This window comes from Streptomyces sp. SID12488 (genome assembly GCF_010548275.1).
GTDB lineage: Bacteria > Actinomycetota > Actinomycetes > Streptomycetales > Streptomycetaceae > Streptomyces.
This window is the reverse complement of record NZ_JAAGLT010000044.1, coordinates 20761-45677: the sequence shown is the minus strand read 5'-3', so window position 1 is coordinate 45677 and position 24917 is coordinate 20761. Positions and strand designations below refer to the sequence as shown.

At 72.5% G+C, this 24917-nt stretch carries 26 protein-coding genes and 1 pseudogene; 15 read left to right on the top strand and 12 right to left on the bottom strand.

Translation table 11 applies throughout. From position 1 onward, the window contains the following. Entirely contained in the window at window positions 1-819 is an 819-nt protein-coding gene (locus tag G3I56_RS39490; protein ID WP_164417874.1) for a DUF1295 domain-containing protein, read from the top strand. 182 nt (window positions 820-1001) lie between these two features. Further along, complete coding sequence (locus G3I56_RS39485; protein ID WP_164417872.1) at window positions 1002-1667, top strand: alpha/beta hydrolase; 666 nt, start codon at window positions 1002-1004, stop codon at window positions 1665-1667. On the opposite strand, the gene G3I56_RS39480 is transcribed toward G3I56_RS39485, so the two are convergent. The 7 genes from G3I56_RS39480 to G3I56_RS39450 all read right to left on the bottom strand — a co-directional run bounded on the left by G3I56_RS39480 (window position 1637) and on the right by G3I56_RS39450 (window position 7647). Beyond that, window positions 1637-2488, bottom strand: a complete 852-nt coding sequence (locus G3I56_RS39480; protein ID WP_343240193.1) for a YihY/virulence factor BrkB family protein — start codon at window positions 2486-2488, stop codon at window positions 1637-1639. The genes G3I56_RS39485 and G3I56_RS39480 overlap by 31 nt on opposite strands. Window positions 2489-2558: 70 nt before the next feature. Further along, a complete protein-coding gene (locus tag G3I56_RS39475) occupies window positions 2559-3146 on the bottom strand; it encodes a hypothetical protein (RefSeq protein ID WP_164417844.1) in 588 nt (195 codons plus the stop codon). Continuing rightward, window positions 3143-4147 carry a DUF6286 domain-containing protein gene (locus tag G3I56_RS39470; protein ID WP_164417842.1) on the bottom strand — a complete coding sequence of 335 codons (1005 nt, stop codon included), beginning with the start codon at window positions 4145-4147 and terminating at the stop codon, window positions 3143-3145. Before G3I56_RS39470 ends, G3I56_RS39475 begins: the two co-directional genes overlap by 4 nt. After that, window positions 4144-4338, bottom strand: a complete 195-nt coding sequence (locus tag G3I56_RS39465) for a hypothetical protein (protein WP_164417788.1) — start codon at window positions 4336-4338, stop codon at window positions 4144-4146. The genes G3I56_RS39470 and G3I56_RS39465 overlap by 4 nt, the downstream gene beginning before the upstream one ends. 52 nt (window positions 4339-4390) lie before the next feature. After that, window positions 4391-4921, bottom strand: a complete 531-nt coding sequence (locus G3I56_RS39460) for an Asp23/Gls24 family envelope stress response protein (protein ID WP_203691721.1) — start codon at window positions 4919-4921, stop codon at window positions 4391-4393. Between the two features lie 157 nt (window positions 4922-5078). After that, window positions 5079-5765 carry a fasciclin domain-containing protein gene (locus tag G3I56_RS39455; protein ID WP_164417839.1) on the bottom strand — a complete coding sequence of 229 codons (687 nt, stop codon included), beginning with the start codon at window positions 5763-5765 and terminating at the stop codon, window positions 5079-5081. A 91-nt stretch (window positions 5766-5856) separates the two neighbouring features. Beyond that, window positions 5857-7647, bottom strand: a complete 1791-nt coding sequence (locus G3I56_RS39450) for a molybdopterin-dependent oxidoreductase (protein ID WP_343240187.1) — start codon at window positions 7645-7647, stop codon at window positions 5857-5859. Between the two features lie 260 nt (window positions 7648-7907). Here G3I56_RS39450 and G3I56_RS39445 point away from each other — a divergent pair, with 260 nt between their 5' ends. Genes G3I56_RS39445 through G3I56_RS39435 form a run of 3 tightly spaced genes read left to right on the top strand, consistent with a single transcriptional unit; the run spans window position 7908 to window position 9561 of the window. Continuing rightward, entirely contained in the window at window positions 7908-8492 is a 585-nt protein-coding gene (locus G3I56_RS39445; RefSeq protein ID WP_164417836.1) for a sigma-70 family RNA polymerase sigma factor, read from the top strand. Then, entirely contained in the window at window positions 8489-9202 is a 714-nt protein-coding gene (locus G3I56_RS39440) for an Asp23/Gls24 family envelope stress response protein (RefSeq protein WP_164417834.1), read from the top strand. Before G3I56_RS39445 ends, G3I56_RS39440 begins: the two co-directional genes overlap by 4 nt. Continuing rightward, entirely contained in the window at window positions 9199-9561 is a 363-nt protein-coding gene (locus tag G3I56_RS39435) for a hypothetical protein (protein WP_164417832.1), read from the top strand. Before G3I56_RS39440 ends, G3I56_RS39435 begins: the two co-directional genes overlap by 4 nt. Window positions 9562-9608: 47 nt before the next feature. On the opposite strand, the gene G3I56_RS39430 is transcribed toward G3I56_RS39435, so the two are convergent. Continuing rightward, complete coding sequence (locus G3I56_RS39430; protein ID WP_164417830.1) at window positions 9609-10361, bottom strand: anti-sigma factor; 753 nt, start codon at window positions 10359-10361, stop codon at window positions 9609-9611. Continuing rightward, the gene (locus G3I56_RS39425; RefSeq protein WP_164417828.1) at window positions 10358-10942 is read right to left on the bottom strand and encodes a sigma-70 family RNA polymerase sigma factor; all 585 of its coding nucleotides are present in this window, start codon (window positions 10940-10942) and stop codon (window positions 10358-10360) included. Before G3I56_RS39425 ends, G3I56_RS39430 begins: the two co-directional genes overlap by 4 nt. A 198-nt stretch (window positions 10943-11140) precedes the next feature. Here G3I56_RS39425 and G3I56_RS39420 point away from each other — a divergent pair, with 198 nt between their 5' ends. Both G3I56_RS39420 and G3I56_RS39415 read left to right on the top strand, forming a co-directional pair. Further along, window positions 11141-11362: a type II toxin-antitoxin system VapB family antitoxin gene (locus tag G3I56_RS39420; RefSeq protein WP_203691719.1), complete on the top strand. Its 222-nt coding sequence runs from the start codon at window positions 11141-11143 to the stop codon at window positions 11360-11362. Beyond that, entirely contained in the window at window positions 11359-11769 is a 411-nt protein-coding gene (locus tag G3I56_RS39415; protein WP_164417826.1) for a PIN domain-containing protein, read from the top strand. The genes G3I56_RS39420 and G3I56_RS39415 overlap by 4 nt, the downstream gene beginning before the upstream one ends. A 52-nt stretch (window positions 11770-11821) precedes the next feature. On the opposite strand, the gene G3I56_RS39410 is transcribed toward G3I56_RS39415, so the two are convergent. Continuing rightward, window positions 11822-12595, bottom strand: a complete 774-nt coding sequence (locus G3I56_RS39410; RefSeq protein ID WP_164417824.1) for a polysaccharide deacetylase family protein — start codon at window positions 12593-12595, stop codon at window positions 11822-11824. 215 nt (window positions 12596-12810) lie between these two features. Further along, window positions 12811-13470: a response regulator transcription factor gene (locus tag G3I56_RS39405; RefSeq protein ID WP_164417822.1), complete on the bottom strand. Its 660-nt coding sequence runs from the start codon at window positions 13468-13470 to the stop codon at window positions 12811-12813. Between the two features lie 268 nt (window positions 13471-13738). Here G3I56_RS39405 and G3I56_RS39400 point away from each other — a divergent pair, with 268 nt between their 5' ends. After that, window positions 13739-14968 (top strand): RNA-guided endonuclease TnpB family protein, encoded by a 1230-nt coding sequence (locus G3I56_RS39400; RefSeq protein WP_164417866.1) that lies wholly within the window; start codon window positions 13739-13741, stop codon window positions 14966-14968. 19 nt (window positions 14969-14987) lie between these two features. Here G3I56_RS39400 and G3I56_RS39395 read toward each other — a convergent pair whose 3' ends face one another. Next, complete coding sequence (locus G3I56_RS39395) at window positions 14988-16274, bottom strand: sensor histidine kinase (protein WP_164417820.1); 1287 nt, start codon at window positions 16272-16274, stop codon at window positions 14988-14990. 219 nt (window positions 16275-16493) lie between these two features. Between G3I56_RS39395 and G3I56_RS39390 the strand changes: the two genes are divergently transcribed. From G3I56_RS39390 to G3I56_RS44420, 7 genes and pseudogenes are all read left to right on the top strand, one after another. Beyond that, the gene (locus tag G3I56_RS39390) at window positions 16494-16748 is read left to right on the top strand and encodes a hypothetical protein (protein ID WP_164417818.1); all 255 of its coding nucleotides are present in this window, start codon (window positions 16494-16496) and stop codon (window positions 16746-16748) included. After that, the gene (locus G3I56_RS39385; RefSeq protein ID WP_164417816.1) at window positions 16745-17518 is read left to right on the top strand and encodes an ATP-binding cassette domain-containing protein; all 774 of its coding nucleotides are present in this window, start codon (window positions 16745-16747) and stop codon (window positions 17516-17518) included. The genes G3I56_RS39390 and G3I56_RS39385 overlap by 4 nt, the downstream gene beginning before the upstream one ends. 12 nt (window positions 17519-17530) lie before the next feature. Beyond that, entirely contained in the window at window positions 17531-20092 is a 2562-nt protein-coding gene (locus tag G3I56_RS39380; protein WP_164417864.1) for an ABC transporter permease, read from the top strand. A gap of 169 nt (window positions 20093-20261) precedes the next feature. Continuing rightward, window positions 20262-21764 (top strand): SDR family oxidoreductase, encoded by a 1503-nt coding sequence (locus G3I56_RS39375; protein ID WP_164417814.1) that lies wholly within the window; start codon window positions 20262-20264, stop codon window positions 21762-21764. Between the two features lie 243 nt (window positions 21765-22007). Beyond that, window positions 22008-23711: a serine/threonine-protein kinase gene (locus G3I56_RS39370; protein ID WP_164417812.1), complete on the top strand. Its 1704-nt coding sequence runs from the start codon at window positions 22008-22010 to the stop codon at window positions 23709-23711. Beyond that, window positions 23708-24460, top strand: a complete 753-nt coding sequence (locus tag G3I56_RS39365; protein WP_239135374.1) for a hypothetical protein — start codon at window positions 23708-23710, stop codon at window positions 24458-24460. Before G3I56_RS39370 ends, G3I56_RS39365 begins: the two co-directional genes overlap by 4 nt. A 141-nt stretch (window positions 24461-24601) precedes the next feature. Continuing rightward, window positions 24602-24721 (top strand): annotated as a pseudogene (locus G3I56_RS44420) (VOC family protein); the annotation flags it as partial. Between the last annotated feature and the right edge of the window lie 196 nt (window positions 24722-24917).

Genomic DNA, 24917 nt, shown 5'->3' with positions numbered 1-24917 from the left:
GTGAGCGACTTCCCGTGGCACGCGTTCGCGCTCAACCTGGCCTGGGCCGCCGCCGCTGCCCTCACGGTCATGCTGGTCACCTTCGGCGTCGCGGTGCGTGTGGGCGTGCACCGGATCGTGGACGTCGCCTGGGGGACCGGCTTCGCGGCGGTGGCCGTCACCACCTTCGCGGCCTCCGCCGGTGAGGGCGACCTCGTACGACGGCTGCTGGTGACCTCGCTGACAGCGGTCTGGGGGCTGCGGCTCGCGGTGCACATCGCCCGCCGGGGCCGGGGCCACGGCGAGGACCCACGCTACGAGAAGATGCTGGCCAAGGCGCCCGGCAACCGGAACGCGTACGCGCTGCGCATGGTCTACCTCCTCCAGGGCGGCCTCGTCTGGCTGGTGTCCCTGCCCGTGCAGGCCGCGCAGTACGTGTCCGGCCCGCCGTCGGCCCTCGCCTGGGCCGGTACCGCGCTGTGGGCGGTCGGGATCGGCTTCGAGGCGGTCGGGGATGCCCAGTTGGCCCGCTTCCGGTCCGATCCCGCCAACCGGGGAAAGATCATGGACCGAGGGCTGTGGGCGTGGACCCGGCACCCCAACTACTTCGGGGACTTCTGCGTCTGGTGGGGCCTGTTCCTGATCGTCTGCGACTCCCCGGCGGCGGCCGGCGTGTCCGTGGTGTCCCCGGTGGTGATGAGCCTGCTGCTGACCCGGGGAAGCGGAAAGCGGCTGCTGGAACGGCATATGGCCGACCGGCCCGGGTACGCCGAGTACACGGCCCGTACGAGCGGCTTCTTCCCGCGCCCGCCGCGACGGACCGGCCCGGGGACGACGTGACGGACCGGTGGGATCAGGTCGGGGCGGGAGAGGATCGCCTCCGTGGCCCGCGCGACGCGGGACGCGGAGGCCGGAACAGCCGTATCAGCCGGAGCAGGGGGCGTGCCGTCGTGCATCAGAACGAGCAGGATGAGCAGGACGAGCAGGACGAGCCCCGTTTTCTTCCGTCGCCCGGGAACACGCTGCTGCTCCGGCGCCGTCCGGCCCTCGCCCGCGCGGCCGTACTGGTGTTGCACGGCGGGCAGGCGACGAGTGAGCGTCGCTCCCGGCCCTGGCAGCTCGCCGCGCTGCGGATGGACCCCGTCGTGCGGGCCGTGACCGCCGAACTCCCGCACCCGGACGTCCTGGTCGCCCAGGTCCGCTACCGCCTCCGCGGCTGGAACGGCGGACGCGCCGACCCCGTACGGGACACCGATGAGGCGCTGCGCGACCTCGCCGCACTGGCCGGCCCCGTGCCCACCGTGCTGCTCGGCCACTCCATGGGAGGCCGGGCCGCCCTGCGCGCCGCCGGTCACCCGCAGGTGCGCGGCGTCGTGGCCCTGGCCCCCTGGTGGCCGCCGGGCGAGCCGGTGGAGCAGACGGCGGGCCGGCACGTCGTCGCCCTGCACGGCGAACGGGACCGCGTCACCTCGCCCACCGACGCGGCGGACTGCGTGCGCCGGGCGCGGGGTACGGCGGCCCGGGCCGGGATGGCCGTCATCGGCGGCGGCGACCACGCCATGCTGCGCCGCCCCCGCTTCTGGCACCGCACCACCGCGACCCTCGTGGCCCACCTCCTCGACCCCGACGGCACCCCGGATCCCCTCCCCGAGGAGTGCTACGGCACCGGCGGCTTCCCGGTGCTCTGAGCGGGCGGCACCTTGGAGAGTTCCGCGGCGAACTGCGCGCCGGTGAGCAGCGCCAAATTCGACAGCCACAGCCAGATGAGGAAGACGACGATGCCGGAGAGCGAGCCGTACAGCCTGCTGTAGGCGCCGAGTGTGGAGGCGTACGTCGAGAAGCCCGCGGACACGGTCAGCCACAGCGCGGCGGCCAGCGCGCCGCCGGACAGGCTGTGCCCGCGTCGGCGCGCGATCTCGGGGCCGGTGTGGAAGACGATCACGACCAGCAGGGCGACCAGGCACAGCAGCAGCGGCCAGCGCAGCAGCCGCCACGTCCAGGCCACGGTGGCGTCCATGCCCAGGGTGCGGCCGACGGCCTCCGCGAGCGGGCCGGTGAGCAGCAGGGTGAGCGAGCCGACGAGGAGCAGAGCGAGCAGGACGAGCGCGGTGAGCACGATGCGGTGCGCCTTGCGCCAGGTCGAGCGCCGGTCCTCGACGCGGTGCATACGGTGCAGGGCGCGGCGGAAGACGGCGAGATAGCTGGTGGCCGACCACAGCGCGCTGGCCGCACCGGTCACCACGAGCGGCCAGACCGTCCGGTCCGTGTCCAGCGCGTGGGTCAGGACGGTGTGCAGTTCGGCACCGGACTCGGCCGGGGCGTAGGCGGTGACGTGGGTGATGAAGCCCTCGGCCGTCTCCGGGCTGATCAGACCGAACGCCAGGACCGTCGCCAGCATGGCGGGGAGCACCGCCAGGATCGCGTAGTACGTCAGTGCTGCCGCGTAGTCCGTGATGTCGTCGTTCCACAGCGACACCGGCGTGCGCCGCACCGCGGACCGCCAGGCCACGAACTGACCCGGCGACGGCCAGGGGAGCCGACGTGCCCGGCGGACATCGCCGGCCACGTCGGTGTACGGCTCAGTGGACACGGGGCATGCGGTGCGAGGCGGCACTCAGCCGGACCCGGGTGTGCGCCGTGTACGGTGCCGCGGCTGTCCCGGCCTCCGCCGTCACCGCGCGCAGGGCGGGCAGTACGGCGTCCGGGGACGTGTCCGGTTCCAGCCAGACCCGTAGATCCAGGTCCAGTCGCCGGCCGCGGCGGGGCAGTACCCGCGCGTGGCTGCGGGCGATGCCCGGGAGGATCGCGGCGCGCGCGGTCAGTGCCTCGGCGAGGGCCTGGGGGCGCACCGTGCAGCGGGGGGAGGGCAGGGCGAGGTGCCGGGTCGGGCCCATGCTGAACCGCGCGACGGCGAGGAGCGCGAACAGCACGGTCAGGCCGATCGCCGCGGCCATGACGGCGGGCGTCCACCAGCCCTCGCCGCGCAGGCGCGCCAGCGCGTCCCCGTCGAGCAGGACGGTGCCCGTACCGGCGGTGGGCCACCAGGACGGCAGCCGGTCCGCGAGGTGGCTGTCGGTGGCGGCGAGCCAGGAGCCCGCGAGGAGGAGCGCGAGTCCGACGCCGCCGAGGACGGCGCGGTTGACGACCGTGCTGGTGCGCCCCCTCACTGGTGGTCTCCTGAGGCGGAGGCGGAGGCGGGGACGGCGGGTGTGGAGGCGCCGTCACCGTGTCCCGGAGTGTCGGCTGTCGGGGTGGGGCGCTGCCACATCCGCTCCGGCTTGACGGTGACCCGCAACCGGGGACCGCCGCTCAGGAGGCAGTCGGCCAGGGCGTCCCGGGCGGCGGCCGTGACGGCGGTGTGCGCGTGCGCCCGGTCGCCGAAGGCGAGCCCGGCCCGCACGGTGACCCGTCGGCGCCGCACGCGTACCCGTACCGTTCCGACGCCGTCCACGTCTCCCACCGCGTCGCGGACCAGGGCCGCCACCGCCGAGCGGTCCACCGCGGCGTCGACATGGGCCGCCGAGGTGCGGATCGTGGACTGGCGACGCCGGCCGGGGGAGAGAGCGAGAACGATCATCCAGATGCCCAGCAGGGCGATCAGCCCGCCCAGGGCGACGACAGCCGGGTCGCCGGGCCCGTGCCCGGTCGCCCAGTGCACGGCGGAGGTCCGCCAGGCGGCGGCCGTCCGGTGCGCGGTGTGCACCCGGACCAGGTCGAAGGCGAGCGCACCGCACCCCAGGGCGGCCACCGCGGACAGCACGGTGACCGGAGTCCGGCGCCGGGACCACCAGCGCCGGGGCGTGCGGCTCTCACGGCCGTCCGGGTCGGCCGGGTGGGCCTCCAGGGCCGGGGACACCAGGGGGTGGGAGGACGACGTCGGCGGGGCGAGCGAGGTGACGCTGACGCGCGCGGCCGGCACGTCGAGGCCCGTCAGTTCCCGGGTGCGTTCCACGACGTGCCGCTGAACGTCCCGCACGGTGTCGGCCAGCGGAGCGGGAGCGGGATAGGGCAGCGTCACCGCGAGGGACACGTCAGCCCTCCTGCCGCGTACGGAGGCCGAGGCTCGGGCCGTCCGGGCGGGCAGCGCCTCGGTGGTCGCCCGCTCGGCGATCCTGCGCACCGCCCGCTCCGAGACGGTGGTGGTGCCCCGCTGCGCGGCGGCGGTCATCGACGGTTCCGCTCGAACGCGTCCCGCACGTCCCGTACGCCCCGGATGCTGCCGCCGCCCTCGGCCCACCGGCCCAGCACCCAGCCCAGGGCGCCGAGAGCGGCCACGAGCAGGAAGGCGCCGAACCCGCCGAACCAGCCGGCGAACGCCAGGGCCATCCCCGCGATCATCCCTACGAACGGTGTGCTCATGCCCACTACCTCTCACCCGGTCCACTCCTGCCCGTGCCCCCGACCGGCTGTTCTACTCCACGCGGGCCTCGGTCGTGCTCGCGGACTCCTCGTCGTCGGGCAGGTGGACGTCGTTGACCGTGATGTTCACCTCGACGACCTCCAGCCCGGTGACGCGCTCCACGGCGGAGACGACGTTCTCCCGGACGTCCTGGGCGACGTCCATGACGGACACCCCGTACTCGACGACCAGGTCCAGATCGATGGCCGTCTGCCGCTCGCCCACCTCGACCTTCACGCCGCGGCCCACGTTGGGCCGGCCGCCGGGCACGCGTTCGCGTACGGCGCCGAAGCTGCGCGAGAGTCCGCCGCCCATGTCGTGCACGCCGGGGATCTCCCGGGCGGCGATGCCCGCCACCTTCACCACGACGACGTCGGCGATCGACGTCCGGCCACGGTTCGCGGCCGGCTGGTCGGCTCCCGTCGCGCCGCCGGACACGGCCGTCGTGCTCTGCGGCGACCTGACCGGCTGCGGGGTGGCCAGGTCCAGGTCCTTGTCGGCGTTGGCGTTGGGGCTGGCGACTGGTGCGGTCTGCATGGTCATGGCATGCCCATCTCTGTCTCGTCGCTCATGTGTGCTGCTGATGTGCTCCGCTGATGTGTTCTCACTTCGTCAGACCCGGCCCGGCCGGGTCTGTGACGCGGGTACCCGGAAAAACCTCGGGGCGCCACCGAAGTGGCGCCCCGAATATGACAGTCCGTCAGCTAGTGGGCATCAGGACGGTGTCGATGATGTAGACGTTGGCGTTGGAGGTCTTCACGTCGCCGCAGACGACCTTGGCGGAGTCGTTGACGGTGTAGGACTCACCGGAGCCCGAGGTGGTCACCTTCGACGTCTCCAGGGTGTCGAAGGAGCCCTTCTCCAGGTCCTTGGGAGCCAGCTTCTGGCCCACCACGTGGTAGGTGAGGATCTTCGTCAGCTGGGCCTTGTCGTTCAGGACCTTGTCGAGGGTCGCCTTCGGGATCTTGGCGAAGGCATCGTTGGTCGGCGCGAACACGGTGATGTTCTGGGCGTTGTTGAGGGTGTCGACGAGGCCGGCCTTCTTCACCGCCGCCACCAGCGTGGACAGGGCGGGGTTGTTGGACGCGGCGGTGGCCACCGGGTCCTGGGCCATGCCGTCGAACGAGCCGGCACCGCTCGCGGGCACCGCCGAACAGCCGGAGCCGAACGGCTGGTCGGCCGTGGTCGTGCTGCCGGAACCGGTCATGCCGTCGTCCGACGTCTCGGCCGGCGCGGACGCCTTCGACGAGGTGTCGGACTTGGCGGAGTCGCTGCCGCTGCCGCTGTCGTCGGAGCAGGCGCTGAGTGCCAACGGCAGGACGGCCGCCGCGGCGACGGTCACGGCGATACGCCGGGTACGGCTGATGTGGCTGATACGGGTGTTCATGGTGTTTCTCCTGTGGGTGGGTGCGGCATGCGCCGCGTTCGTACGGGGGTCGGTGAAGGTGGCTTGGGGGGCAGGGGCCAGGAGGCAGGGGTCAGTCGACGGTCACGACCACCGAGTGCCATCCGCTGGCGCCGTCGGGGATGGTGCGGGCGCGCTTCTCGGTCTGCACCGCGCCGGTGCGGTCGGTGGCGCGGGCGGTGAGGGTGTGGCCGCCCTTGGTGGCCTGCCAGGGGAAGGACCACTGGCGCCAGGTGTCGCGGGTGTCCTCGGCGGCGAGCCGGGCCTCCTGCCAGGGACCGTCGTCGACCCGGACCTCGACCTTGTCGATGCCGCGGTGCTGGGCCCACGCGACCCCGGCGACCATGACCGCGCCGGTGCCGGGGCGGGCGAAGGGCCTGGGGGTGTCGATCCGGGCCTGTGTCTTGATCGGCGCCCTGCGGGCCCAGCCGCGCCTGACCCAGTAGGGGTCGTAGGAGTCGAACGTGGTCAGCTCGATGTCCTTGATCCACTTGCAGGCCGAGACATAGCCGTAGAGGCCGGGCACCACCATGCGGACCGGGAAGCCGTGCTCGAAGGGCAGCGGTTCGCCGTTCATGCCCAGCGCGAGGAGGGCGTCGCGGCCGTCCATCACGTCCTCGACCGGGCTGCCGATCGTCATCCCGTCCACGGAGCGGGCCACCAACTGGTCGGCCGGCCCGCCCTTCGAGGGCGGCCTCACCCCGCATTCGGCCAGCAGATCGGCCAGTCGTACGCCGATCCAGCGGGCGTTGCCGACGTACGGGCCGCCGACCTCGTTCGACACACAGGTGAGCGTGATGTCCCGCTCGACCAGCTCGCGCCGCAGCAGGTCGTCGAAGGAGAGGGTGACCGGCCGGACGACGCCGGCGCCGTGGATGCGCAGCCGCCATTCGGTGGCGTCGACCCTGGGCACCACCAGTGCGGTGTCGACGCGGTAGAAGTCGCTGTTGGAAGTGACGAAGGGGCTCACCCCCGGGACCCGCAGTTGGGCGCCCCTGGGCACGGCCCGGGCCGGGGAACCGGGTGCGGGCAGCAGCACGTTCCGGCGGGAGGCGACCGCGTCCCGTCCGCCGGAAGCGCTCAGCGAGCGGCCGAGCAGACCGGCGCCCGCCGATGCCACGGCCGCCGCACCCGCCACGATCACGAAGCCACGCCGGTCCCAGCCCTCGCCGGACGCCTTGCCCTCGGCGGGCTCGCTGTCCTGTACGTCCTCGCCGTCCTTGCCGGGCGCGCTGCCTTCTGCGGGCTCCTTGCCCTCGGCGGCCCCATCGCCCTCGCCGGGCTCCCGGCCCTTGCCGGACTCCGGTGTGCCGGACGGTGACCGGTCGGGTGCGGATGTGTCGGACTCCGAAGTCCCCGACGGCGATGTGCGGGACTCCGACGCATCGGGCGCCGACGTTCCGGGCGCGGGGGCCCGGGGCGTGAGTCGGCCCGCGAGGGCGTACAGGAGAACCGCTCCGGCGGCGGCGCCGACCACGGAGGGCAGCGCGTCCGTGACGCCGGTCGAGTCGGGCCTGTTCGTCGCCGCGATCGCGCCGACGACTCCGAACAGCAGCACGCCGGCCGCACCGGTGCGCCTGAACCGCAGGGCGAGAATTCCGAGCGCCAGTGCGAAAAGCGCGAGTACCGCGAGAATTCCGAGCTGAAGAACCAGCTTGTCGTCGGAACCGAAATTCCGGATCGCCCAGTCCTTGACGGTGGCGGGAGTCCTGTCGATCGCCGCGCCGCCCACTGCGACGACAGGACCGGCCTGCGGACGCACGCCTCCCGCCACCGCCTCGGCGACCGTGAGCGCGGCGAATCCCGCCAGGACGCCGCTGAGCGCGCCCAGCAGCAGCGGTGCTTTCTTCTCGTTCTCGGTCACGTTGGGAATCCGGTCCCGAAAGCCGGGCGGATTGGTCGTTCCCACGGTCGGATGATTTTCCCGTTCCGACCAATCCGCGCCCGCTTCCGTTACGGAAAAAGGGGACTGAAAGTGCTCCCACGCGGCATCCGTAAGGTGTCCGTCTCCCGAAGTAATCCGTGTTCTTCGGGTTCTCCGTAACGGGGACGGCGCTGCGGTGTCCAACCTTCGGACGACCGGAAGACCTGACGGCCGGACGACCGTAAGAGAGGAGTCGCCCCGTGGCGGGTGACCGCACCCGGAGCGCACCACCGGACACCCGGGACGACCCGGACGACGCCCTGCTGGCGGTCCGTGCCGGGGAAGGCGACGAGGACGCCTTCGCCGTGCTCGTGCAGCTGTACGCGCCGGCTCTGATCCGGCTCGCCACGGGGCTGCTCGGGACCCGTACCGAGGCGGAGGACGCCGTGCAGGACGCCTTCCTCAGCGCCTGGCGGAGGCTGCCGGAGTTCCAGGGGCGCTCCTCCTTCGGCACCTGGACGTACCGGATCGTCACCAACCGCTGCCTGAACGTGCTGCGGGCCCGCAAACCCGTGGCCTCGCTGGAGGCGGCGGGTGACGTGGCCGCGGCCGAGCACACCACCTCCCCGGCCCGCATCACGGAGGCCCACGAAGCCGTGCGCGAGTTGCGGGAGGCCCTCGACCTGCTCTCGGCCGAACAGCGGGCCTGCTGGGTCCTGCGCGAACTGGACGGCCGCTCCTACGAGTTCATCGCGGACACGGTCGGCATCAGCCAGGAGGCCGTCCGCGCCCGTGTGTTCCGCGCCCGCCGTTGTCTCACCCAAGCACTGGGGGCCTGGCGATGACCGACCGCACCGACGTGCCGAACAACGCGTCCACCCACGCTGACGACGACGAACTCCTGCCGTGCGGAAGGCTGTTGTCGCAGACCTGGAACGACTGGGAACAGCGGTCCGAGGACACCGAGGACACCGAGGACACCAGTGACACCGACTCCCATCTGCGGTCCTGCCCGTACTGCAGGCAGGCCGTGAGCGGACTGGACCGGCTGGAGTCCGTGGTGCGCGGCCTGCAGGAGGAGACGGAGACCTCCGCCTACGACGCCGGGCCGCTGACCCGGCGGGTCATGGACGTCGTACGCCTCGAACTGCGTCCGGGCCGCCCCCTGCCCCTCGGTGAACCCGCCGAGGACCTGTGGATCATGGAGGCGGTCGCGGCCCGCGCGCTGCGCGCGGCGGCCGAGACGGTCGCGGGCGTCCGGGCAGGCTCCTGCCGGCTTTTCGACGCTTCGGCCGACGCCCACTCCGATGTTTCCGCCGATACCCGTTCCGACGCCCGCCCCGACGCCCGCTCCGACGGCGCCGTCGGCATCCGCCTCGACATCCACGCCCCGGCCGACGTCTCCCTGCCGGAGCTCGCCGCCCGGGTGCGTGAGCGGGTGCGGGAGGCCGCGGACCGCGAACTGGGCATGGTCGTGGCGGCTGTGGACATCCATGTCACCGATCTGCTCCACACCCCGGCCGACGACGACCAGGAAGAAGGCCGTACGCCATGACCGTGCACCACGAGAGCACCGCGCACGCGGCACTCGTCGCGGAACTCGCCACGGCCGCGGAGGGCGTGCCCGGGGTGGCCTTCCTCCGACCGGGCCTGACCGACCGGCTGCGCTCCGCGCTGTCGCGGCCCCCGGCGGGCACCGCCGGGGCGCCGTCCGCCGGAGTGCGCCTGACCCGCCAGGACGGTGACGGTTCCTGGCACGTCGAGATCCACGTCGTAGCGTTGCGGCGGGCCAGGACCCTCGACGTGGCCCGGGTCGTCCGGGACACCGTCGAGCGCCGCCTGGGCGCCCTGGAGTACGCGCCGCCCTCGCAGCCCGCCCCGAGGATCACCGTGACGGTGACGGGCCTCGTCTGATCCCCGTTGCCCCCCGTTGCCCCCCGTTGCCCCGCGGCGGCACTCGTTCAGCTCGGGAAGGTCATCACGGCGACCGGGGCGGACGTGGGCTCTTTCGAGCCGCCGTCGGGTTCGACGGTGATGCCCATTCCCGAGGCCCCGTCGAGGGCGCCCCGGAGCAGGACGGTCTGGTCGCTGCGGGCGGGGTCCATCAGGCCGGCCGGCCGCATGGTTCCGTTCTCGTCGAACCACAGCTGGTAGACCTTCCCGCCGGGCGGAGAGGCCATCCCCGAGACGAAGAACACCGCCCTGTCCCGGCCACGGGAGACGACGACGGTACCCGTGGCGCCGCCGGTCAGCCCGGCGGCGCGGGTCCTGGCGTCCGGTGCGGCCAGTACGGCGGCGATCTCGTCCGTGGCCCGCGCGGCGCTGCGCGCCTGCGCGCGGGCGTCCTCGGCCCGCTGGTGCTGCCACAGGGTCGTTCCGCCGAGCGTCGTGGCAGCGGCGAGGCAGGCGGCGAGTGCCCACCGGGACAGCGTCCGGGCCCGGGGGCCGGACCGGACGGCGAGGGCCTGGGCCGGCCCGCCGGGGGTGTCCTGGCGGACCTTGGTGATCCGGCGCAGCACCTGTTCGCGCAGCCCGGCAGGGGGTGTCGTGGCGACGGCGAGTCCCATGCGGGCGGCGGTCGCGGACAGCTCGGCGGTCTCCTGCGCGCACGCCTCGCAGCCCGTGAGGTGCCGTTCGAACGCGGTGTTCTCCGTGTCGGACAGGGCGTGCAGGGCGTAGGCGCCCGTCAGCCGGTGCAGATCGGTGGTCGTCACGCGGTCACCCCCAGGCAGTCGCGCAGCCGGATGAGTCCGTCGCGCAGTCGGGTCTTGACGGTCCCCAGCGGCAGCGCCAGCGCCTCCGCCACCTCGCGGTAGGTCAGCCCCCGGTAGTACGCCAGGGTGACGGCCTGCCGCTGGAGCTCGGTGAGCGTGCGCACACAGCGCCGTACCTGTTCCCGCTCCAACCGCGCCTCCACGTGCTCGACCACCTCGTCGTACTCGGGAAGCCGGTCCAGCAGCGCGGCCTTGTGGTCGCGGGCCGCGGCGGCGTCCACCGAACGCACCCGGTCCACCGCCCGGCGGTGCGCCAGCGTGAGGATCCAGTTGATGGCCGTACCGCGGTCGGCCCGGTAGCGGGGAGCGGTCCGCCACACCTCCACCAGCACCTCCTGCGTCACCTCCTCCGACTGCGCCTGATCGCGCAGCACGGCTCGCACGACACCCAGCACCGGTCCCGCCACGGCGTCGTAGACCCCGGCGAACGCGTCCTCGTCCCCGAGCGCCACCCGGCCCAGCAACTCCTCCAGGCCGGGACCGGCCGAGGGATTTCTGCCGATATGCACTGCTTCTTTCACCGAGAGCCTCCACGGTCGCGACATGTCCGGACGTAATCCGTTCCCGCTGAGACCCCGGATTGGTTGCAGTGAGGGTGAAATCGCAGGTGGCGCGCGACGACGCGGACCGGACGGCGAGTGTCACCTGCTGGCTGGACCCAGGAATGTTGGTGACGTATTCTTCTATGTACATCACCAACAATATGTAGGAGGTGTGGCATGTCAGTGACCCAGATCGACATCGACGACGACGCCCTGGAACGGGCCATGGCTCTGGCTCACGTCCGGACGAAGAAGGAGGCGGTCAATCTCGCTCTGAACTTCTACGCCGAGCAGCAGGAGCGTGCGGCGCGCATAAGCCGTCACTTCGAGCGTGCGCGTGAGTGGGGCGCTGTCGAGGACGCCGAACGCCTGCACCGGGCGGAGAAGGACACCCGGTGATCTACCTGCTCGACACGTCCGGCCTGGTCCGGCTGCTCCGCGATCCCAAACTGCGATCGGCCTGGTACGACGCGATCGATGCCGGTGCCGTCGCATCCTGCTACGTGCAGCGCGCCGAGTTCCTGTACAGCGCCCGGGACCGTCGTGAGTACGACGAGATCGCGGAAATGTTCACCGACCTCTACCCCGATGCCTCGGTGCCGAAGAACGCGGGGCGCTGGATCAGCGCGGTGCAACACCGTATGGCTCAGGCCGGGGAGCATCGCAGTGCCTCGGCGGTGGACCTCGTCATCGCCGCCACCGCGGCCCACCACGGCTTGGCCGTCCTCCACGACGATGCCGACTACCGCGCTGTCGCCCGGCACGCATCCGATCTGATCGAGCACAACGTCCACGACGTCGCCTGACAGCATCCCGAGCCCCTCGGATCGTCCGATGCCAGGCGATCAGGGCCGGGCCTCACCGCACCGGGAACCCGAACGAGTAGCCCTGCTGTTTGAGTTCGGGGAGGATCCGGCGCAGGGCCTCGACCGTCTGGGAGCGGTCGCCGCCCGCGTCGTGGAAGAGGAGCGTCGGGCCGTTGTGCAGTTCCTGCTGGACGGTGGCGACGATGGCGTCCGCGCCCGGCCGCTCGAAGTCCTTGGTGTCCACGTTCCAGCCCAGCGGGCGCATGCCCCGGGAGGCGGCGAGCTTGCGGCTGTACGGGGTGAAGGCCCCGCCCGGCGCCCGGTAGTACATCGGGCGTACGCCCCCGGACGCCTCGGTGATCATGCGTTCGGCGTCGAGGATCTGCTGCGACTGGTAGGCCTGGGACTGCTTGTCCATGGTGGTGTCGTGCGACACCGAGTGGTCGCACAGCCGGTGCCCGGCCGCGACCACCTGCTTCACGAGGCCGGGATGGGCCTGCGCCTGCGTCCCCACCATGCAGAACGTGGCCTTCACCCCGTACTCCCGCAGCACGTCGAGCATTTGGGGGGTCCACTCGGGGTCGGGGCCGTCGTCGATGGTGATGTTGACGCCGCGCGCTCCCTTGTCCGAGGCGTGCACGATGGTCACCGCGACCGGCTTGACGGCACCGCCCGGTTTGGCCGACGCGGTCGTCTTCGGCGACTGGCCGTCCACGACACCCGCCTGCGCGGTCCACATCGAGGCACCGGTGGCGAGCAACGTCACCCCGAGAGCCGCACCGAGCACCTTGACGTACCAGCCCCGCCCGCCACTGTGCCGCGCCATGTCCCCACCCATTTCCCGCAGTTCCTCGCCGATCCGTGGTCACCTCGCGACCAACCTGCATGACGAGAAAAAGCGGCCACAGGATGCGTCCGTTACCGATCAAGGACAATCCCGGTGTGGTTCCCGGACAACCGGCCGGGCGGCGGGCGGAACAAGACCGATTTGCGGGGCCCTGCAAGGCAGTTGGCCGCTGCGCCGCCGCAGTGTCGCTGTGCTCAGCCCGGTCGCCGCAGGTCCTCCAGATACCGCAGGACCGCCGCGACCCGTCGGTCCACCCGGTCCGTCGGTGACAGGTCGAGCTTGGCGAAGATGCTGCGGATGTGCTTGTGGACGGCGCCCTCGGTGACGACGAGCCGTTCGGCGACGGCGGTGTTGCCGAGTCCCTCGGCCATCAGGGCGAGTACGTCCCGTTCGCGGGGGCTGAGCCGGTCGAGGCGGGTGTCCTGGTGGGAACGGGTGAAGAGCTGGGCGACGACCTCGGGGTCGATGGCGGTGCCGCCGGCCGCCACCCGGTGCAGGGCGTCGAGGAACTCCTCCACCCTGCCCACGCGTTCCTTGAGCAGATAGCCGAGGCCGTTCACACCGCCGGTGAGCAGGTCGGTGGCGAAGGACTGCTCGACGTACGCGGACAGCACGAGGACGGCCAGGTCGGGACGCCGACGCCGGGCCTCGACCGCCGCGACGATGCCCTCGTCGGTGTGGGTCGGCGGCATCCGTACGTCGAGGATGGCGACGTCCGGCTTGTGTTCGTCGATGGCGGCCAGCGCCTCGCCGGGAGTGCCCGCGGTGGCCACCACGTCGAGGCCCTCGGCGCGCAGCAGCAGGGCGAGGCCCTCGCGCAGCAGGAGGTCGTCCTCGGCGATCACTATCCGCATGTCACCTGGTCTCTTGCGAGGAGGCTCCGGCGTTTACGCCGGGGCGGAATCGTATCCCGTGACAGCGACGCGGAGCGTCGCCGCATCCTGTTTCCCGGGCGCGGAGCACCGCTGTTTGCTTGCTCGGCGGAACGAGTGTGGCGAACGCATGTGCCCATGTTCACTGATGGGGGTGATCGCGACGGGAGAGGGGTGCGGGTGTGTGGCGCTCGTACGTATGGCCGTGCGGCAGGGGGCGGGTGGCCGGGACTTGGGTGGGGGTGAGGGCGTGGTGGAAGCGGCGGGGGCCGACGGGGCGGGGCATGCCCGGTACACGTTCCGGCTTCGTGTGTCGTCCAGCGCTCACACGTTGCTGATGTCGGAGTGGGACCGGTGCCGGTGGGTGTGGAACGAGTGTGTGGCCAAGTCGAAGCAGGTCCACGCCTGGAACAAGAACCGTCCCGAGGGCACGGACAAGCGCTCCTGCGGCCCGGCGCACCTGGACAGGATGCTGACCGGTGCCCGTGCGGGCACGCCATGGCTGCGTGAGGGCTCCAGTGTTCCGCAGCAGCAGCTCATCCGGGATTTCGGCAGGTCCAAGGCCAAGGCGCAGAAGGACGTTCGTGAACGCGTTCCGCAGCAGCGCCGGGCGGGGATGCCGAAGTGGAAGAAGAAGCACGAGAGCCTGCCGACGCTGAACTACACCCGGCGGAGCTTCCGTCTCAAGGACGGCAGGCTGCATCTGGCGGGCGGCATCGCGTTGACGGTGGTGTGGTCACGAGACATGCCTGCGGACCCGTCATCGGTGCGCGTATATCAGGACTGCCTCGGGCACTGGTACGCCAGCTTCGTCGTCCTCGCCGAGGTTCGGCCGCTCCCCGGAACCGGCCGTGTGATCGGTATCGACTGGGGTGTCAAGGAGACCGCGACCACTACCAGCGACGCCCATGACCTCCCCCACGCCCAGCACGGGCGCAAGGCCAGGGAGAAGCTGTCCCGGTACGACCGGATGATGGCCCGCCGCAAGCCCGCCAAGGGGCAAACGGCCTCCAACGGGTATCGCGAGGCCAAAAAGTGGCGGGCGAAGACGTACCAGAAGATCGCCCGCCAGCGGCAGGACACCGGCCGCAAGTGGGCGAAGAAGGTCGTGACCGATCATGACGCGATCGCTGTCGAGGACTTCAGGCCGAAGTTCCTCGCCAGGACCACCATGGCCAAGAAGGCCGCCGACGCCGCCATCGGCGCCACCAAACAGGCCCTGATCGAGATGGGCCGCAAGCACGCACGCCGCGTGCACCTGGTCCACCCCGCGCACACCACGATGGACTGCGCGCACTGCGGAGCGAGAGCCAAGCACGCACTGCCGCTGGGGATGCGCACCTATACCTGCACCACCTGCGGAACCGCATCCCCCCGGGACAAGAACTCCGCACACGTGATGCTCATCCGGGCTGGTCTCAACCCGGCTGGTGTCGAGGGCATAAGACCGTCCGGGGCGCTGCCCCGGACGGCAGCCTGAGCCAGGAATCCCCTTCCCTTCAGGAAGGGGAGGATTCAAAGGGGAGTTCCACCTTCAGGGTTGTCGGGCCGCCGGGTGGGCTGGCCAGGGAGAGGGTGCCGTCGTGCGCGGCGATCCGGCGGCGGATGCCGGTGAGGCCGGAGCCGCCGTCCTGGTCCGCCCCGCCCCGGCCGTCGTCCTCGACGTGGAGCAGGAGACGGCCGCCGCGGCTGCGCGCGGTGACGCTGGCGGACGTGGCGCCGCTGTGTTTGGCGATGTTGGTCAGGGCCTCGGCGATGACGAAGTAGGCGGTGGCCTCGACGGAGGCGGCACAGCGTTCGGGTACGTCGACGTCGATCCGGCACGGCACCGCGCACTCCGCCGCCAGCCCCGAGAGCGCGCCGGCCAGCCCGCGGTCGTCCAGCACCGGGGGCAGGATGCTCCGGGAGACCGTGCGCAGTTCCGCGAGGGCCTGCTCGGCGGCGGACTGGGCGCGTTCGAGCAGGTCGTCGGCGCCCGCCGGGTCGCGGGCCACCATGCGGCGGGCGGCGCCGACCAGGACGGTGACGGAGACGATCCGGTTCTGCGTGCCGTCGTGCAGGGCGCGCTCGATGCGGCGCAGCTCGGTGGCGTGGGCGTCCAGGGCGGCGGCGCGGGTGGCGGTGAGTTCGGCGACGCGCAGCGACAGATCCGTCTCCGGCCCGGCCGCGAGGAGCAGGCGTCCGGGGCGGGCCTGGGCACGGGCCATGCCGGGGCCGAGCCCCAGGAGGATGGCGATCCAGCCCACGCCCAGCATGGCCACGGCGAGCGAGTCCGGCCAGGAGTGCGCGTTGCCGACCCCCATGGACGTGGCGGTCGTGTCCGCGGGCAGGAGCTTCCAGTACAGCGGAAAGAGGCTGTCGCGCACGGCGACGAGCGGCAGGAGGACGCCGAGCAGCCCCAGCAGGCAGCCCAGGGTGGCGTGCCGGGCCAGCCAGCGCAGTTCGCGTCGGGTGGTGGGGTCGACGAGGGCGAGCCGTAGCCGCGTCGGCGGAGGTTCCGGGGCGATGACCTCGGGACCCCGGCGGCCGAGCCGGTCGCGCTCCCGGCCGGCCAGGGCGTGCAGCGCGCCGAGGACCAGGGGCGCCATGAGCAGTCCGACGCCGACCAGGCTCGTCACGGCGGTGACGGCCAGCCAGAGCAGCAGGAGCAGCGCCCGGAAGGCCGTACCGAGCCCGGAGGCGAGTTGGGCGATCGAGGCGCCGGCCGCACTCGTGGTCCGTACGACGGTGTCCCTGAGGCTCACCCGCCGCTCACCGGCTGTCGTCGCGTCCTGCTGGACCGCCATCCGCTCTCCCCTCCTCTGGTTGCGAACGACTTGGGAACGACTGGTTGCGAACGACCTTATGACGCGCATCAGTTCACCGCTGGTCGAGGGCCGGGTACAGCCTGCTGTACCCCGGAGAGGGTGGTCTGCGGGATCGGCCGGGAGGGGTGCCGATCCGTAGCGTCGACGACGTCGGCCGGACCCCCCGGACCGACCGCTCAGCACCCCAGGAGATGCCTCATGGCGACCGCCGACCCCTACCGCCTCACCACCCCCGACACCCCGGCCGACGGCACGCACGAAGGGTCGTCGCCGGCGGTCACCGGCGGGGAGGTCGTCCGTACGCTGCTCTGGATCGTGGTCGTGGTCAGCGCGGTCGCCAACTCGGCGGCCACCTACGCCGACGCGGGCACCGGGGTGCACCTGGCCTGCGGTGTGGTCACCCTCCTCGGCGTGGTCGCCCTCGTCGTGCGCCACCTGCGGGGCCGTCGATGAACGCCGCCCTGGCCCGGACCCGCGACTCCGCGGCAACCGCGCCCGACGCGTCGACGCCCGCCATCGTCCTGGACCGGGTCGTCAAGGAGTACGCGGGAGGCATCCGCGCCCTCGACGAGGTGTCGCTGACCGTCGAACGCGGCACGTTCCTCGCGGTGATGGGCCCCTCGGGCTCCGGCAAGAGCACGCTGATGCACTGCGCCGCCGGGCTGGACTCCCCGACCTCGGGCAGTGTCCGCATCGACGGTCACGAGATCGCGGGCCTGAACGAGACCCGCCGTACCGAACTGCGCCGGGAGCGCGTCGGGTTCGTGTTCCAGGCGTACAACCTGATCCCCTCGCTCAGCATCGAGGACAACATCACGCTGCCGCTGCGGCTGGCGGGACGCACCCCGGACCACGACTGGCTGCGGACGCTGACGGCACGGGTCGGTCTCGCCGACTGGCTCAGCCACCGCCCGGCCGAACTCTCCGGCGGTCAGCAGCAACGGGCCGCCGTCGTAAGGGCGTTGGCGGCCAAGCCGGCTGTCGTGTTCGCCGACGAGCCGACCGGCGCGCTGGACCTGCGCAGCGCCCACGAGGTCCTGGACCTGCTGCGCGACCTCGTCGACGACCTGCGCCAGACGGTGGTGATGGTCACCCACGACCCGGCCGCCGCCGCCCGGGCACACCACGTGGCGGTGATGGCCGACGGCCGGGTGGTCGAGGCCCTCGAAGCACCGACCGCACCCGAACTGGCCGCCCGGCTCGTCGCGTTGGCGGGGGTCTGAGCCATGTTCGACATGTTCCGTCTCGCTCTCCAGATGGTCGGACACCGGATCACCGCGCTGATCGCCGTGGCGTGCGCGGTGCTCGGTGGCGCGGCCCTGATCACCGGTACCGGTGTCCTGGCCGAGTCCGGCCTGCGCTCCCACCTGCCCGTCGGCCGTCTCGGCGGCGCGGACGTCGTCGTCGCGGCCGACCAGGAACTCCACCCGAGCGGCGACATGCCGATCGCCCTCCCGGAACGTCGTACGGTCCCGGCCCGACTGGTCGCCGAACTCGCCCAGTTGCCCGGTGTCACCGGGGCGGTCGGCGACCTCGGATTCCCCGCGGCGCTCATCGACGCGCACGGCCGGGTCGTACCGGCCGCCGCCGATCCCCAGGCGTCGGGGCACGGCTGGTCCTCCGTGAAGCTGCTGGAACGTGCGCCGGTCGACGGCAGGGCGCCCGCCGGTGCCGGAGAGATCGCCGTGGACAGCGCCACCGCCGCCGCTGCGGGGGTCGAGGTGGGCGACCGGGTGCGGGTCGTCGCCAACGCCCGGCCCGCCGCCGGATACCGCGTCTCGGCGGTCGTCGACGCGCCGGGCGCCGGTGTCTTCTTCGCCGACACGACGGCCCTACGGCTGTCGGGAAGGGAGAAGGGCGCCGGCGCCTCGCGCGCCGGAACCGTCGATCTGATCGGCCTGCGCACCGCGCCCGGCGCCGAGGAACAGGTCGCCGCCGAAGTCCGTACGAGGCTTACGAAGCTGAAGGTGACGGGACTTGAGACGGTCACCGGCGCGGACCGAGGGGACCTGGTGTCGCCCGGAGCCGGCGCGTCCCGCTTCCTCCTGGTTCTCCTCGCCGGTTCGCTCGCCGGGATCGTCCTGCTGATCACCGGGTTCGTGACGGCGAGCGCGCTGGCCGTGTCGATCGCCGGGCAGCGCCGGGACCTGGCGCTGATGCGGGCCGTGGGCGCGACTCCCCGGCAGATCAGGCGACTTGCCGCCGCCCAGTCGACCGTCGTCGCCGCCGTGGCACTCGTACCCGGTGTGGCGCTCGGCTACCTGCTGGCCGGGCAGTTCCGCGGCATGCTGGCGGACCAGGGTCTTGTGCCGTCCGAACTCCCCCTGACCGTCAGCCCGTTGCCCGCCCTCGCGACGATCGTCCTCATGGCACTGACCGTGCAGGTCTCGGCCCGCAGCTCGGCTTGGCGCACCTCGCGGATGCCGGCCACCGAGGCGGTCGCCGAATCACGCAGTGAGCCGCGCGATCCGTCCCGTACCCGGACGCGCGTCGGCCTCCTCGTCATCGTCGGCGCGTCCACCATGTCGGCCGTACCGCTCTTCTCCCCGACGGTTCTCGGCGCGGCGGCCACGTCCATCGCGGGCATCCTCGGGGCGATCGGGCTGGCCCTGGCCGGTCCGGCCCTCGTCCGGGGCATCGGGAACGCGGCGGCCCGGCGCACCCGCACCGGCGTCTCCGCGCCGACCTGGCTGGCCATGGCCAACGTCCGTGCCTACGCCCTGCGCAACGCGGGGATCGTCAGCACCCTGGCGATGGCGGTCGTGTTCGTCCTGACGTACACCCTCACCCAGACCACCGTGCTGGCCGCCACCGCCGACGACACCCGCACCGGCACCCTCGCCCAGCAGCGCCTCGACGCGCCGGGCCTGGGCGGACTGCCCGCCGACACGCTCGCCGACGTACGGGGCACGACCGGCGTACGGGCGGCGGCGCCGGTGAGCACGACCACCGTGGTGTGGCCGTACAAGATGTTCGACGACACGGTGACCGAGTCCGCCTCCGCGATGATCCTCACCCCGGACGCGTCGGACGTCCTCGACCTCGACGTACGGGACGGCAGCCTGGAGCACCTCACCGGCGCCACCATCGCCGTCAGCAGCGATGTCGCCCGCTCGCGCTCCGCGTCGGTGGGCCGGCGGGTGGGTCTCGTCCTCGGTGACGGCGCGAAGGTCGACGCCGAAGTGGTCGCCGTCTACGCCCGTGGTCTCGGCTTCGGCACGGTGGTCCTGTCCCACGACCTGGCGGCCGGACACACCACGACGGGGCTCGACCAGGGCATCCTGATCCGCACGGACGGCACGGCGACCGCCAGGCAGGCACTGACGACACTCGCCGCGACCCACCCGGGCCTGGCCCTCACCGACACGGCCCCCACGACCACCGACGGCCTGCGGGACGCACCACCGGAGGTGTGGATCAACCTGGCGACGATCGTCGTCCTGCTCGGCTACCTCCTCCTCAGCATCGCCAACAAGCTCGTCGCCGCCACCGCCCAGCGTCGGCTGGAACTGGCGGCACTCCGGCTCATCGGCACCACGCCCCGCCAGATCCGCGCGATGATGCGGCGCGAGGCAGCGGTGACCGCCGCCACCGCGCTCGCCGCGTCCCTGCTGCTGTCCGCCGTACCCCTCGCCCTCCTGGGCCAGGGCTTCCTCGGCCACCCCTGGCCGGCGGGCCCGGTGTGGCTGCTGCCCGCGCTCGCCCTGACGGTCACCGCCACGGCGTTCCTCACCATCGAACTCCCCACCCGCCAGGCCCTGCGTACCCCGCCCGCCGACGCCATCCGCGCCCAGTGACCCGGCTCGCGTCCTCGCGGGTGCGCGGTTGCGGTGCCCTCCCTCGGCGCCAAGCATGGCCAACAGGGACCGGGAACCGGGAACAGCAGCCGAGCCCCTCGGAGGGCACGTCCCGGTAGGACGGGAAGCCAGGGGAAGACGCTGGAAGCCACGGGAAGGCATGAGTGCCATGACGTCTCATACGGACGACCGGCCGCCGCGCTGTCTGGTCACCGGCGCCACCGGTTACCTGGGCGGCAGGCTGGTGCCGGAGCTGCTGGCGGCCGGGTACTCGGTGCGTTGTCTGGCCCGCTCGCCCGGCAAGCTGCGGGACCATCCGTGGGCCGGGCGGGCGGAGGTCGTGCGCGGGGACGTGACGGACGAGGTGTCCGTGCGCGCGGCCATGGAGGGAATGGACGTCGCGTACTACCTGGTGCACGCGCTGGGCACCGGGCGGGGTTTCGAGGAGACCGACCGGCGCGCGGCCAGGATCTTCGGTGAGCAGGCGCGTGCCGCCGGAATCCGGCGGATCGTCTACCTCGGCGGGCTGAGCCCCGCGGGAGTACCCGAGCGCGAGCTGTCACCCCACCTGCGGTCCCGCGCCGAGGTGGGCCGCATCCTCCTGGCCTCGGGCGTACCGACCGCCGTACTGCGGGCCGCTGTGATCATCGGGTCGGGTTCGGCCTCGTTCGAGATGCTGCGCCATCTGACCGAGCGGCTCCCCGCGATGGTGACCCCGAGCTGGGTGCGCACCCGCATCCAGCCGATCGCCGTCCGGGACGTGCTCCGCCTCCTCGTGGGATGCGCGCAGCTGCCGTACGACGTGAACCGCACCTTCGACATCGGCGGACCGGACATCGTCACGTACCAGGGGATGATGCGCCGGTACGCCGCCGTCGCCGGGCTGCCGAAGCGCGTCATCGTCCCCGTTCCGCTGCTCACGCCCCGGCTGTCCAGCCTCTGGGTCGGACTGGTCACCCCGGTGCCGGGCGCTCTCGCGCGCCCGCTGGTCGAGTCGCTGAAGCACGAGGTGGTCTGCGCCGAGCGGGACATCGTCCGCTATGTGCCGGACCCGCCGGAGGGACCGCTCAGCCTCGACCGGGCGATCCGGCTGGCGCTGCGGCGCGTACAGGACGCCGACGTGGCCACCAGATGGTCCTCGGCCTCGACTCCCCACGCCCCCAGCGACCCGCTGCCGACCGACCCCGACTGGGCGGGCGGGAGCCTCTACACGGATCAACGCGAGCGTACGGTCGCGGCGTCGCCGCAGGCGCTGTGGCGTGTGGTGGAGTCGATCGGCGGCGAGAACGGCTGGTACTCCTCGCCGCTGGCCTGGTCCCTGCGCGGCCGGCTGGACACCCTGGCAGGCGGGGTCGGCCTGCGCAGGGGCCGCCGGGACGCGACCCGGCTGCGGGTCGGCGACAGCCTGGACTTCTGGCGGGTGGAGGAGATCGAGCCGGGCCGACTGCTGCGGCTGCGCGCGGAGATGCGGCTGCCTGGCCTGGCGTGGCTGGAGATGACCGTCGACCGGGATCCCCAGGGCCGCACGGTGTACCGCCAGCGGGCCCTGTTCCATCCGCACGGCCTGGCCGGTCACGCCTACTGGCGGGGCGTGGCCCCCTTCCACGCCGCGGTCTTCGGCGGCATGGCCCGCAACATCGCGGCGGCTGCGGAATCGGCCCACACTCACTGACCTCGACCACTCACTGACCTCGACCCACCTCCCTCGAACCCGCCTCCCTCGAACCCGCCTCCCTCGACCCGCCTCGCGGGAACCCGCCGACATTGTTGACGCGTTCATGATCATCTTCTGGAACGGGGACCGGGGGGTATCGCGCCGCAACCGCGGTGGCCGAAAATGTGTCTCCCAACGCGTGGCCCGATGCTCCGGAGGGGCGGAATCCGCCCGCACGGCCGCCTTGGAGGGGGGACGGGTATGAACACCTGGGCAGTGCCCGGATACAACGAGTCGCTGGAACTCGGGGCCGGGGCGAGCGGGCGGGTCGTCCTGGCCGTGCACGAGGAGACCGGCGTTCCGGTCGCGGTCAAGTACCTCAGCGAGTCACTGCGCACCCGGCCGGGCTTCGTGCACGATTTCAGGGCGGAGGCGCGGCTGCTCGGAGGACTGGAGAGCCCGTACGTCGCCGAGCTGTACGAGTACGTCGAGAGCCCGGACGGCGCCGCGATCGTGATGGAGCTGGTGGACGGGGTCACCCTGCGGGCCCTGCTGACCAGCCAGGGGCCGCTCGAACCCGAGGCCGCGCTCGTGGTCCTCAAGGGATCATTGCTCGGGCTGGCCGACGCGCACCGCGTCGGCGTCGTCCATCGCGACTACAAGCCGGCGAACGTCCTGGTCGTGCCGGACGGAACGTCCAAACTCGTCGACTTCGGGATCGCGGTGGACGCCGGCACCAGCGGCGGCGCGGCGGGGACCCCCTCCTACATGGCCCCGGAGCAGTGGACCGGCGCACCCGCCTCTCCCGCCGCCGACGTGTACGCGGCCACGGCCACGTTCTTCGAGTGCCTGACGAGCCACCGGCCGTACTCGGGTGACAATCTCGCCGAACTCGCCCTGCAGCACGTCGACGCGCCCATCCCCGCCGACGAGGTCCCCGAGGCGGTGCGGGAGCTGGTGAGGCGAGGTCTCGCCAAGGACCCGGCACAGCGCCCCACACACGCCGAGGCGTTCGTCGCGGAACTGGAGGCCGCCGCCGGCGCCGCCTACGGACCCGACTGGGAGGAACGCGGCCGGGGCCGGCTCGCCGCGCTGGTGGCACTGCTGCCGCTGCTGCTGCCCTCCGCCCGCAGTGCCCCGCGGACCACCACGGACACCGCACGCACGGTCCTGAGCCAGGCACCGGCCCACGGCGGGGCGCGGTCGTGGCTCCCCGGGCGGCCCGGGATGCTCGTGTCCGGTGCGGCCGTGCTCCTGGGCATCCTCCTGTCCTACGGCCTCCGGTACGCCCCCGGAGCGGCCACGCAGGACGCGGCGCAGGCCCTGGCCACCAGCAGTGCCCAACCCGCCGTGGCGCCGGGAGGGTCGGGAGAGCCCAGCCTGCTGCCGGTGTCGCCCAGTGCCTCCCCGTCCGAGTCGCCCTCCTCCTCCGCGCTGTCGACGTCCACCTCGCCCTCGCCCACCTTGTCGCCCTCGGGCCCGGCGACCGCCGGTACCGGCGAGCCCTCGGCGTCCACCACCGCGGCTCCGGCCGAGGAGACGACGCCGCCCGGCGGAGCGACCACCGGGGCGACCACCGGGGCGACGCCGACGACGGCTTCCCCCACCGCGCCGGCTGCTCCCGCTGTCAAGGACGTCGCGGTGACGGGCTTCCGGCAGACGGGTTCCACGACCGCCACGGCGACCGTCGACATCACCACGGACGGCACCGGGCCGTTCTCCATCACCGTCTCGTGGTCCACGAGCGACGCCGCGGCAGGGCTCCGCACCCGGGCAGTGCTCGGCACTCCGGACGGCGCGTCCCAGACCTTCGAGCGCAGCGGTGCCACCCGGTACACCCTCACCGTCGACCACACCTTCCAGAACAACGGCTGCTACTGGGCGGTGGAAGTCACGACGACTCCGGCCTCCGCCGACGGCGGCGGCTCGCAGCAGCTTCTGACCAGGCAGTGTGATATCCGATGACCGCTCAGAACGACCGCACGGCCCGGCTTCCCGCTTCCGCCGAGGACCGCGAGGCCACCCAGGTGCTCGGCCCCGCCGACGAGCACGTCCCGCGCGACGAATCCGGCTCCGCCGACGCCGAGTACAGCGCCACCGTGCTGGCCAGCCACTGGATCCAGCGGCCTGAGCCGGACGACACCCTCGTGGAGCCGCTCTCCACGCCGACGCCGACGCCGACGCCTACGTCGGCAACGCCGCCCACGCTGCCCGATCGCGTCGAAGGCACCGTGCTGCGTTTCGGCCCGGGGGTGACCGCCGCCGTCGCGCACCGTACCCACCGGACGCTGCCCGCCTTGCCACCGCCTCCCGCGCCCTCGCGCCGACGGCTGCGCAGACATGCCCTGCCCGCGCTGGTGCTGATCTGCGTCATCGCGTTCCTCGCCTGGCAGCGCCTCGGGCCGTCCGTCGCGGTGCGCACGGTGGAGGTGACGGCCCGGCCGACGGTTCTGGGGTGCGACGGCACCGCTGACATCGTCGCCCTCGTCGCCACGAACGGCCGCCCGGGCACAGTCTCGTACCGCTGGACCCGGAGCGACGGCACCGCCTCGGACGTCCTGCGGGAAGTGGTGGTCCGGGGCCAGAGACAGGCACGTCTGCACCTGCTGTGGACCTTCCAGGGCAAGGGCCACTACGCGGCCGAGGCCGAACTGCGCGTCCTCTCCCCGAACGGCCGCACGGTCATCAGCCACCTCACATACGACTGTCCCTGACCGGCCGGCAGCCGCTCAGGGACAGTCGTCCCGGTCGTACGTCCACTCCTGCCGGCCGGACTCGGTCACGTCGCCGTGCGCGACTCGGCCGGCCCGCGGGTCAGTTGTCGTCGGTGATCGTGGTCGCGATGCCGTTGCTGCGGCCCCAACGGCTACGGCTGGCAGGTTTACACCGACCCGATCGGCCACCCCTTCTGCCTGTGCCGCAACAAGGGCGTCATCTGGACCGACCAGGGCCCGATCTGGCCCAAGCGCGACTAATTGGCCGCCCACTTCCAAGGCTGCCGACGAAGGCGGCTCGGAGGCCTCGGCAGGATCGCGTTGAGACTGTAGATGAGACTGCAACCGTCGAAGGGCCCCACCGCGAACGGTGGGGCCCTTCGACATCGTGCCCGGTGAGGCACTGGCGGAGGATACGAGACTCGAACCTGGTGCGGTTCCTTTCAAGTGACGACCC